Genomic DNA, 10,015 nt, shown 5'->3' with positions numbered 1-10,015 from the left:
GCGCATGGCCCATAGCTTCGGCGCGCCGGTGACGGTGACCGCCCAGGCATGCGACAGGAAGGCATCGAAGGCATCCATGCCTTCGCGCAGCCTGCCTTCGATGTGGTCGACCGTATGGATCAGGCGCGAATACATCTCGATCTGGCGCCGGCCGATAACGCGCACCGAACCCGGCTCGCAGACCCGCGACTTGTCGTTGCGGTCGACGTCCGAGCACATGGTCAGCTCGGATTCGTCTTTCTTCGAGTTGAGCAGTTTCAGGATCTGCTCTGAGTCGGAAATTGCGTCGTCGCCGCGCTTGATGGTGCCCGAGATCGGGCAGGTCTCGACGCGGCGGCCGTTGACGCGCACGAACATTTCGGGCGAGGCGCCGATCAGATATTCACCTTCGCCCAGATTGATGAAGAAGGAATAGGGCGACGGATTGATGGCCTTCAGCTTGCGCGAAATCTCGGACGGCTGCGTCTCGCAGCGCTCGTAGAACATCTGGCCCGGCACGACCTCGAACAGGTCGCCGCGCTTGAACGAATCCATCGCCTTGCGCACCAGGTCGGCGTATTCTCCGGGTTCATGGTCGCCGCGCGGCGGGATGCGGTCGGGGCTCTTGAACGGCTCGGAGATTTCGTCGCGCGGCAGCCCTTCGGTCGAAAAACCCTCGCCGGCATAGTCGTAGCGGTCGGTCCATGCCTTGGCCGAATAATGGTCGACGACCAGGATCTCGTCAGGCAGGAACAGCACCAGGTCGCGCTGGCTTGGCTTGCGTTCGAGCTTGTAGTCTACCGGGTCGAACTGGAAGGCGAGATCGTAGCCGAAAGCGCCGTAGAGACCTAGATTGGCGTCTTCCTCGGTCTTGAACAGAGCGGTGATGGCGCGCAGCACCGTGAACACCGAAGGAACGCGGCTGCGCTCTTCTTCCGTGAAGACACGGCCGGGCTTGGCGACGTCGAGACGGATGAGCCTTTTCGATGTCTCGGCGATGGTGATATCGGCCAGGCTACCCAGCGCCTTGCCGATGACCGGCAACAACACCTCGCCACGGCCGTTGAGGGCCTCGACACGCATGGCGCGGCCGCGCGCGGAGATAACCAGAGGCGGGTCGATGATGGCGGTGTCCCAGCGCGTGTAGCGGCCGGGATATTCATAGTTTGAGGAAAACACCGCGCCGCGGCGCGAATTCAGGCCGTCGACGTAAGCGTCGATCGCGCCCGCATACGGCCGGTCGTGGCGCGCGCGGGTGATGGTGATGCCACCCGCGGTCACGAAACTTTCCGCGCCGTTTTCCAGAACCTTCATCGTCATTGCCGTCTCCATCAGCTTCTTGGGGCAACGGACCCGGGAATGGCTTGGAAAAAACAAATGGCCGCCCGGACTTTCCGTTGCGGCCACCCTCTCTATTCACGCGCACGTGTTCGAACAGGCCGCTGTCAGCAGGCCCACCACCAAATGGTCTTGATCGAACGCATATTCATGGCGAAATCCATAGCTGCGAAAAGAAGGATGCGCAACAGGTTTGAAAGTCTGTTCGTTGGCCGCCGCTTCTCAGGCTCATGGCACATCGCCAGAGCCGACAGTGCCGCTTAGAGTGCTCATCCAACAGCAGGAAGACGGGAAAATAACCATGACCGAGCAGATCGAGCGTGCGCGGACGTTTCATTCCCTCCACGTCAAGGGCAACCCGGTCGTCCTCTACAATGCCTGGGATCCGGGTTCGGCCAAGATCATCGAGAAAGCGGGTGCCAAGGCGATCGCCACCGGAAGCTGGCCGGTCGCGGCCGCGTTCGGCTACGCCGATGGCGAGAAAATCCCGCTGGAACTGGCGCTCGACAACATCAAGCGCATCGTCGGGTCGGTCGACCTGCCGGTGACCATGGACCTCGAGGGCGGCTACGGCGTTGACCCGGAAATCGTCGCTCGCACGGTGACGTTGGCGCTGCGGGCCGGCGCTATCGGTTTCAATTTCGAGGATCAGATTGTCGGTGGCAGCGGCCTGCATGACATTTCCGTGCAGGCAAAGCGCATCGAAGCCGCGGCGGCGGCCGTCAAGGCTTCCGGCATACCGGCATTCATCAACGCTCGAACCGACATCTTCCTCAAGGCGAAACCGGATGCGCATGATGACCTTCTGCTCGACCAGGCCATCGAGCGCGCACAGGCCTTCGAAAAAGCCGGCGCGCACGGCTTCTTTGCGCCGGGCCTTGGCGACGAAGGCCTGATCGAGACGCTCTGCAAGGCAATTGCGTTGCCGGTCAACATCATTGCGCTGGCGCATGTGCCGCCGCGCCAGCGGCTGGCGGAACTGGGTGTCGCCCGCATCAGTCACGGCCCGGTGCCTTACCGGCAGATGGCGGAATGGCTGGAGGCGAAAGCGCGACTGGCTATTTCGGGCTAAGTCAGTCCTCCAGCGTTCCCGACCGGGCATCAGTGCTCTTCCTGTCGCCGACCAGCTTCAGAAGATCTTCGCCGGCGCGGATGATGCGGCGCGAGCGGCGGGTCAGGATGATGCCGTCCTGCGGCGCGAACACTTCGGTGCGGCCATCGGTTTCACCCGGTGCATGGACGATGGTGGCGAGGCGCGCGCCCTTGGCGACGCGGTCGCCGGGCTTCACGTCGTAGAGCACGGCACCGGCCCGTGGCGCCGGCATCATGTCGATGTTTTCCAATGGCGCCACGAAGCCGGTGAAAGGACCCGGCGCGGGCAGGGCGCTGTCGGCGATCACGCCGCGCGCCACCAGCAGCCGGTAGAGGCCGTCGGCGTCGGCGGCGGCCAAAGCACCATCGACATCGAGGATGCCGCGATATTCGACGGTGGTGGCGACGCGACGGTCGAGCTTGGCCACATCGGCGGGGGCGGTCTGATAGGGCATGATCGAGGCGCCCTCGAAGGTGCCGTCGGTGTCTTCGCTCCACAGCACGACCGCGTCGACGCCCATGGCCGCGGCGCAATCGGCCATATCAGGCCACAGGCTTGTGTGGACGTAGAGATAGGCGAGGCCCTCGTCATCGCAGTGCAGGTCGAGCACGATGTCGTGGCCGAGCGAGAGCTGCACCAGCCGCGTCTTCAGCCGCTGGTCGACGCTGCCAAGGGTGGTGTCGGGCAAGAGCGCTGTGTCGGGCGCCGCGAGCAGCGGAAAGCCGCGGTTGAAATTGGTGCGCGTGCCGAGATGGAAGCGGCCCTGATGCTCGCCGAAATGATATTGCGCCCGGCCGATCGGATTGGCCCAGGGCACGATGGTGAGATTGCCCTTGATGCGGCCTTCGGCTTCAGCCTTGTTGAGCATCGGCATCAGCGCGTCGATGGCGACGACACCCGGCAACTCGCCGGCATGGAGTGCCGCCTGCAGATAGGCCGAAGGAGCAGCCTTGTCGGAACCAGTGAAGCGGAACAGCGGGAATTCGTAGGAAACCCCTTCGCTTTCGCCGGCGATGCGTTCGATCGATTTCTGCATGACTTCCTCCATCAGGAGCGAGAGACATGCGATTTGAAGGCGCCGATGTCGATTGGTCCAGCCTGCCGCGCTATGGGCGCAAGAGACTATTCAGCCGGAAGCGGGATGACCGGCGCGCGCCGGTCCAGCGCCTGCGACAGCACAGCGGCGGTGACCGCCAAAACAGCGAGTGCTGCGCCGACCAGCGGCAAATTGGCATAGGAAACACCGGCGGACAGGGCCACGCCGCCTATCCAGGCGCCGCTGGCATTGCCGATATTGAAGGCGCCCTGGTTCAGCGTGGCGGCGAGGTTCGGTCCCTCGGAGGCCGCCTCGACGACCCGGATCTGCAACGGCGGCACGACGACGAAGATGAGCAGGCCCCACAGGAAGACGATGCCGATGGCAACGCTGGCGATTGCGCCGAACTGCCTGAATCCAACGAAAAGCAGGGCCATCAGCAGCAGGGTGCCGATCACTGTCGGCATCAGTTTCCAGTCGGCCAGTCTGCCGCCGATAATGTTGCCGATGGTCATGCCCGCGCCGAACAGCAGCAGAACCCACGTGACTGCCGAGGTCGACAAGCCCGATACCTCGGTGAGGTAGGGTTTGATGTAGGTGAAGACGGTGAACAGGCTTGCGGAGGTCAGCGCCGCGATCAGCATGGCCAGCCAGACCTGCAGCTTGCCCAGCACGCGCAGCTCGCCGCGCAGGCCGCCACCGCTTGGCTCGGCGCCATCGGACGGCACCAACCAGGCGATCGCTGCCACCGAGATCAGGCCGATACCGACCACGGCAACGAAGGTGGAGCGCCAGCCGAACGCTTCGCCAAGTGCGGTTCCGGCGGGAACACCCAGGATGTTGGACAGCGTCAGCCCGGCGAACATCAGCGCGATAGCGCTGGCGCGCTTGTTGCGCGGCACCAGGCTGGCGGCAACGACCGAGCCGATGCCGAAGAAGGCGCCGTGGCCGAAAGCGGTGAAGACACGCGCGGCCATCAGCGTCCAGTAGTTGGGCGAGATGGCGCAAAACAGATTGCCGACGACGAACAGCACGGCCAGCCCGACCAGCACCGGCTTGCGCGGCAAATGCGCAGTGGCCATGGCGACGATCGGGGCGCCGAAGACGACGCCCAGCGCATATCCGGTAACCAGCAGGCCCGCCGCGGGGATCGACACGCCGAGGTCGGCGGCGACCTCAGGCAGCAAGCCCATGATGACGAATTCGGTGGTGCCGATGCAGAAGGACGCAATGGCAAGCGCAAGGATCGGCAAGGGCATGGTGCGTCCAGACTGAATCGGTTCAATTCCAGACTGCGCGAAGCACGCCACCGTGCGCAAGCTGCATTGCTGCATTGCAGCGATGCAGAAAAGGAAGAGCTTTAAAATGGGTCTTCAACGGGCTGTCACGCCAGCGGCTTCAGCTCCTGGGCAATGGTGGGCAGCAACTCCGAAACATTGGGATGGATGTGCACGGCACGCGCCAGCGTGTCGACGGGCGCCTTGGCGTACATCAGGTCGAGCACACAATGGATAGCCTCGTCGCCGCCGGGGCCGAGCACCGAGCAGCCGAGGATCTCCCTGGTGTCGGCATCGACCAGGATTTTCATGAAACCCTGCGTCTCGCCCTTTTCGATAGCGCGGCCGACGCGGGTCATCGGCCGCTGGCCGACCAGCGCGCGACGGCCGGATTTCTTCACTGCGGCCTCGGTCATGCCGCAGCGGCCAAGCGGCGGGTCGATGTAGAGCGCATAGGCTTCGATCCGGTCGCTGACCCTCCGCGGATCGTTGTCGAGCAAATTGGCGGCGACGATCTCGTAGTCGTTGTAGGAGGTGTGGGTGAAGGCGCCCCTGCCGTTGCAGTCGCCCATCGCCCAGATGCCGGGCACGCTGGTGCGCAGCTGGTCGTCGACGGTGACAAAACCGCGCTTGTCGACCTCGACGCCGGCCCTTTCCAGGCCGAGATCGTCGGTGTTGGGCGTGCGCCCCAGCGCCAGCAGCACATGCGAGCCGACCGCCGGTGGCTTGCCGGCGGAGAAGGTCACGGCGATGTCGTCACCCTGTCTGGCGAAGGCAATGTCGTCGGCGCCGACATGGACCGCGATGCCTTCGTTTTCGAGGATCGACAGGATGGCGGCGGAGACATCCTCGTCCTCGCGGCCGGTCAGGCGCGGGCTCTTCTCGACGACGGTGACTTCCGCGCCGAAGCGGCGGAACATCTGAGCGAATTCGAGCGAGATGTAGCTGCCGCCGACGACGACGAGATGGCGCGGCAGCACGTCGAGATCCATCATCGACGAGTTGGTCAGATAGTCGATGTCGTGGATGCCGGGAAGGTCGGGCACCGAGGCGCGGCCGCCGGTGTTGAGGAAGATCTTTTCGGCGGTCAGCAGATCGTCGCCGACGCGCACCGTGTTGGCGGATTCGAAACGCGCATGGCCGCGATAGAGGGTGCACTTGTCCATGCCGGCAATCCAGGTCTCGAGATTGCCGCGAGCGTCGTTTGTGACCTTGTCCTTGCGCGCCTTGATCACCTTGTAATCCACGCCGACCGGCCCGGAGAGCGTCACGCCATAGTCGGCGGCGCGGCGCGCCAGATGCGCGGCATAGGCGCTGGCGACCATGGTCTTGGTCGGCATGCAGCCGGTGTTGACGCAGGTGCCGCCGACCAGCTTGCGCTCGATCAGCGCGACGCTCATGCCGGCGGCCGTCAGCCGCCCGGCCAGCGGAGGGCCAGCCTGTCCGGCACCGATGATGATGGCGTCGAAGATTTTCGTCGTCATGCCACCGCCGCTACGATCAGCAGGCCGCCGATGATCGCCACCGCGTCCTCGATAAAGGCGGCGGGCGGATCCTTGCCGAAGGCGGCCGCGAGCCGGCCGCGAGCTTCGGCGCCGCCAAGCGTGCCGATGACAGCGCCGATGGCGCCCGCGATCAGGCCGCCGATGGTGGCGCCACCGGTGGCGCCGATCACCGCGCCGGTGAAAGCGCCCGTAACGATGCGGGCGCCGAATTGCTGGGGTACTTTACGGCTCGGCGTCGACGGCAACTGGTCGGTGACCAGCTCGACGATGGCCAGGATGGTGAAGATGCCGACAGCCGCCCAATGGCTCATGAAGCTCGCCCAAGTGCCGGCAACCGTCAGCCAGCCGAGATAAGCGCCCCAGGCAATGGCGGCCGGCGCCGTCATGGCGCGAAGACCGGCAATGACGCCGATCAGAAGTGCGAGAATGTAGAGCATGGTCGATCCCCCTCGATCACGGGCCAAGACGGCCTTGAGTCACAGGCTACCATAGGTCCAATATTTGACCAGTACTGGCATCGGCGCTTTTGGCTGCACTTGTGCTTTGCAAGGACGTGAACTGGAGACCGCATCATGGCTGAGAGCGAGCGCGTGAAAATGGTGGCCGGCGAATGGTATACCTGCATCGATGACGAACTGGAGTCGTTGCGGATGATAGCGCGCGATGCGGTGTTCGAGCACAACTTGCTGCCGCCTCGTCAACGCGGCAATCTCGGGCCGGGTCTGAAGGCACTGCTGGGAAGAGCCGGCGAGGGCGCCCGTATCGAGGCGCCGTTCCACTGCGCCTATGGCTTCAACATCTTTCTCGGCGACGGCGTCTTCCTCAATACCGGCTGCACCATCCTCGACACGGCGAGCGTGCGCATCGGCAAGGCAACGCTGCTCGGCCCGAACGTGCAGATCTACTGCGCCGAGCACCACAAGGAGGCCAGTGGGCGGCAGGCCGGACTGGAGATCGCCCGACCGATCGAGATCGGCGCCAATGCCTGGATCGGCGGCTCAGCCGTCATCCTTGGCGGCGTCAGCATCGGTGAAGGCGCCATCGTCGGCGCCGGTGCGGTGGTGACGCGCGACGTGGCGGCGAACGCCACGGTGATCGGCAATCCGGCGCGGCCGGTCAAGCGGGGCTGAACAGGTCAGGACGACAGGACATACGTCATGCGCTCTTCCTGATCGACCCGCCTGGAGAACTCGCGCCGATACTGCGCAGGCGATGTCTTGAGCCGTGCCGAAAAATGCTGGCGCAGCGAGGTGGCGCTGCCGAAGCCGGCTTCGAAGGCGATCATGTCCATGGATTTCTCCGTCGCTTCCAGCAAACGCTGCGCCAGTTCGATCCGCTGGCTGGTCAGCCAATCGCCAAAGCTGGCGCCGATCGATTTCTGAAAGCGACGGGTAAAGGTGCGGCGGGTCAGGCCGGCGGCCTCGGCCACGCGGTCCAGGCTATGCGCTTCGCCAAGCGTCGCGCGAACCGCGTCGAGGGCCTGGGTGAAGCGGTCGGCGTCCGCGCTTCTTGCCACCGGATGCTCGATGAATTGCGCCTGGCCGCCCTGGCGATGCGGGGAAAGCACGATCTGGCGAGCAAGCCGCAGTGCTGCTTCCGCGCCATAGCGGGCGCGCACGATGTGGAGACAGCAGTCGAGGCCGGCGGCGACGCCGGCCGAGGTCACGACATCGCCATTGTCGACGTAGAGCACCGCGGCATCGACAGCGATGTCGGGATGGAGTGTTTGCAATTGTTCGCAATAGGCCCAGTGCGTCGCGGCACGTCGGCCCGAAAGCAGCCCGGCCGCTGCAATGGCGAAGGTGCCGAGGCACAGGCCGACAATCAAGGCGCCGCGTTGGTGCGCATGGCGCAGCGCTTCCATCAGCAGCGGCGATACCGGTTCGCTCAGATGATGCCAGCTCGGGATGATGACGATATCGGCGCCGTCGAGCCCTTCGAGCCCATGCGGCGCGGCAATTGTCAGCCCGGCTTCGGTATGGATCGGCCCGGCCTTGACCGCGCAGATGCGGAAGTCGAAGCGCGGCAGGCCAAGCGCCGTCCTGTCCTCGCCGAAGACCAGGCACGGTACGGAAAGATGGAACGGGCTGATGCCGTCGAAGGCGAGGACGGCAATGATCGGGTCGTTCATGGGTGCTTCCAGCGGTTGAATGCGGATTGTCCCAATTCTTTCGAATGATGTCAATCGGGTCACTTTCGGCTGTCTGGCAGCCCGCCTATCTTCCATCCATCGAATTCAAGCCGGAAAGGAAACACCATGTCTGACCCAGCCAACACCACGCCGCGCCGGGCGCTGATCGTCGTCGATGTGCAGAACGATTACGACGGCGGCAATCTCGCCATCCAGCATCCGCCGTTCCGCGACAGCGTCGTCAATGTGGCACGCGCCATGGATGCAGCGACTGCTGCCGGTATCAAGGTGGTGGTCGTCAAGCAGATGGCGCCCGAGACCTCGCCGATCTTTGCCAAGGGCAGTCACGGCGGCGAACTGCATCCCGAAATCGCCAGGCGCAAGCGCGACCATTATGTCGAAAAGAACCTGCCCTCCGCCTTCACCGGCACTGATCTGGAAGACTGGCTGCGCGCCAATGCCATCGATACGATTACGGTGGTCGGCTACATGACGCATAATTGTGACCTGTCGACCATTATCCACGCCGTGCATATGGGCTTTGCCGTCGAGTTCCTGTCGGATGCGACCGGCTCGGTGCCTTACGCCAACAGCGCCGGCTACGCCTCGGCCGAGGAGATCCATCGCGTGGTCACGATCATCCTGCAGTCGCGCTTCGCCGCCGTGCTCAAGACCGCCGAATGGGTGGAGTGCCTGCAGACCGGCGCGCTGCCGGAGCGCGACACGATCTTCGGCTCCAACCAGCGGGCGCTGTCGCGCAGCGCTGCTTAGGGCTATCCGAACAAACAGAAAGGGCGCCGCATCGCTGCGGCGCCCTTTCTGTTTGAATTGAAGGATTTTAGAACAGGCCTTCGATATTGCCGGCCTCATTGAGGAAGATCTTTTCCGAGGACGGCGCCCTCGGCAGGCCCGGCATGGTCATGACCTCGCCGCAGATGATGACGACGAAGCCGGCACCGGCCGAAAGCCTGACCTCGCGCACCGGCACGGTGTGGCCGGTCGGCGCGCCGCGCAGGTTCGGGTCGGTCGAGAAGGAATACTGGGTCTTGGCCATGCACACCGGCAAATGGCCGTAGCCGGCGTCTTCCCACGCCTTGAGCTGGTCGCGCACCGACTTGTCGGCGATCGCTTCCGAGCCGCGATAGATGCGCTGGACGATGGTGTTGATCTTCTCGAACAGCGGCATGGCATCGGGATAGAGCGGCGCGAACTGCGAGGCGCCGGATTCGGCCAGTGCCACCACCTTGTTGGCGAGATCCTCGATCCCGGCCGAGCCGTGTGCCCAGTGCTTGCACAGGATCGCTTCTTCGCCCATCGAGGCGACATAGTCCTTCATCGCCTGGATCTCGGCGTCGGTGTCGGAATAGAAATGGTTGATGGCAACCACCGCCGGCACGCCGAACTGCCTGATGTTCTCGATGTGGCGGCCAAGATTGGCGCAGCCCTTCTTCACCGCTTCGACGTTTTCCTTGCCGAGGTCTTCCTTCTTGACGCCGCCATTCATCTTCATGGCGCGCACGGTGGCGACGATGACCGCCGCTGCCGGCTTCAGGCCCGCCTTGCGGCACTTGATGTCGAAGAACTTTTCAGCACCCAAATCGGCGCCGAAGCCGGCTTCGGTGACGACATAGTCGGCGAGCTTGAGCGCCGTCGTGG

At 64.3% G+C, this 10,015-nt stretch carries 10 protein-coding genes; 3 read left to right on the top strand and 7 right to left on the bottom strand.

Features of this window, described 5'->3' with window-relative positions; translation table 11 throughout:
• Positions 1-1,299, bottom strand: a 1,299-nt coding sequence (locus tag EN879_RS05045) for an anthranilate synthase component I (RefSeq protein WP_127273967.1), incomplete at its 3' end; no start/stop codon positions are given.
• A gap of 319 nt (positions 1,300-1,618) precedes the next feature.
• Between EN879_RS05045 and EN879_RS05040 the strand changes: the two genes are divergently transcribed.
• Positions 1,619-2,389, top strand: a complete 771-nt coding sequence (locus EN879_RS05040; RefSeq protein ID WP_013529940.1) for an isocitrate lyase/phosphoenolpyruvate mutase family protein — start codon at positions 1,619-1,621, stop codon at positions 2,387-2,389.
• Between the two features lies 1 nt (position 2,390).
• Here EN879_RS05040 and EN879_RS05035 read toward each other — a convergent pair whose 3' ends face one another.
• The 4 genes from EN879_RS05035 to EN879_RS05020 form a co-directional block, all read right to left on the bottom strand.
• On the bottom strand, positions 2,391-3,446 hold the full coding sequence (locus EN879_RS05035) for a succinylglutamate desuccinylase/aspartoacylase family protein (protein ID WP_127273966.1): 1,056 nt from the start codon (positions 3,444-3,446) through the stop codon (positions 2,391-2,393).
• Between the two features lie 86 nt (positions 3,447-3,532).
• Positions 3,533-4,705, bottom strand: a complete 1,173-nt coding sequence (locus EN879_RS05030) for an MFS transporter (RefSeq protein ID WP_127273965.1) — start codon at positions 4,703-4,705, stop codon at positions 3,533-3,535.
• Between the two features lie 125 nt (positions 4,706-4,830).
• A complete protein-coding gene (locus EN879_RS05025) occupies positions 4,831-6,207 on the bottom strand; it encodes an FAD-containing oxidoreductase (RefSeq protein ID WP_063168860.1) in 1,377 nt (458 codons plus the stop codon).
• Positions 6,204-6,665, bottom strand: coding sequence for a membrane protein (locus EN879_RS05020; protein ID WP_013529944.1), 462 nt, complete (start codon positions 6,663-6,665; stop codon positions 6,204-6,206). Before EN879_RS05020 ends, EN879_RS05025 begins: the two co-directional genes overlap by 4 nt.
• Positions 6,666-6,800: 135 nt before the next feature.
• On the opposite strand from EN879_RS05020, the gene EN879_RS05015 reads away from it, so the two are divergent.
• Complete coding sequence (locus EN879_RS05015) at positions 6,801-7,358, top strand: sugar O-acetyltransferase (protein ID WP_063168859.1); 558 nt, start codon at positions 6,801-6,803, stop codon at positions 7,356-7,358.
• A gap of 5 nt (positions 7,359-7,363) precedes the next feature.
• On the opposite strand, the gene EN879_RS05010 is transcribed toward EN879_RS05015, so the two are convergent.
• The gene (locus EN879_RS05010; protein WP_063168858.1) at positions 7,364-8,359 is read right to left on the bottom strand and encodes a helix-turn-helix domain-containing protein; all 996 of its coding nucleotides are present in this window, start codon (positions 8,357-8,359) and stop codon (positions 7,364-7,366) included.
• A 126-nt stretch (positions 8,360-8,485) separates the two neighbouring features.
• Between EN879_RS05010 and EN879_RS05005 the strand changes: the two genes are divergently transcribed.
• The gene (locus EN879_RS05005) at positions 8,486-9,130 is read left to right on the top strand and encodes a cysteine hydrolase family protein (RefSeq protein WP_013529947.1); all 645 of its coding nucleotides are present in this window, start codon (positions 8,486-8,488) and stop codon (positions 9,128-9,130) included.
• A gap of 67 nt (positions 9,131-9,197) precedes the next feature.
• Here the strand turns inward: EN879_RS05005 and EN879_RS39735 are convergent.
• Positions 9,198-10,015: formate--tetrahydrofolate ligase (locus tag EN879_RS39735; RefSeq protein WP_245493794.1), on the bottom strand; the 818-nt coding region annotated here is incomplete at its 5' end.

The sequence above is a fragment of the Mesorhizobium sp. M7A.F.Ca.AU.002.02.1.1 genome, from assembly GCF_003998535.1.
GTDB lineage: Bacteria > Pseudomonadota > Alphaproteobacteria > Rhizobiales > Rhizobiaceae > Mesorhizobium > Mesorhizobium ciceri.
This window is presented reverse-complemented; position numbering and strand designations above follow the sequence as displayed.

Excerpts from the sequence above, each read along its gene's own strand:
- EN879_RS05040 (WP_013529940.1), top strand. The coding sequence starts at position 1,619 with ATGACCGAGCAGATCGAGCGTGCGCGGACGTTTCATTCCCTCCACGTC.
- EN879_RS05035 (WP_127273966.1), bottom strand. The coding sequence starts at position 3,446 with ATGCAGAAATCGATCGAACGCATCGCCGGCGAAAGCGAAGGGGTTTCC.
- EN879_RS05030 (WP_127273965.1), bottom strand. The coding sequence starts at position 4,705 with ATGCCCTTGCCGATCCTTGCGCTTGCCATTGCGTCCTTCTGCATCGGC.
- EN879_RS05025 (WP_063168860.1), bottom strand. The coding sequence starts at position 6,207 with ATGACGACGAAAATCTTCGACGCCATCATCATCGGTGCCGGACAGGCT.
- EN879_RS05020 (WP_013529944.1), bottom strand. The coding sequence starts at position 6,665 with ATGCTCTACATTCTCGCACTTCTGATCGGCGTCATTGCCGGTCTTCGC.
- EN879_RS05015 (WP_063168859.1), top strand. The coding sequence starts at position 6,801 with ATGGCTGAGAGCGAGCGCGTGAAAATGGTGGCCGGCGAATGGTATACC.
- EN879_RS05010 (WP_063168858.1), bottom strand. The coding sequence starts at position 8,359 with ATGAACGACCCGATCATTGCCGTCCTCGCCTTCGACGGCATCAGCCCG.
- EN879_RS05005 (WP_013529947.1), top strand. The coding sequence starts at position 8,486 with ATGTCTGACCCAGCCAACACCACGCCGCGCCGGGCGCTGATCGTCGTC.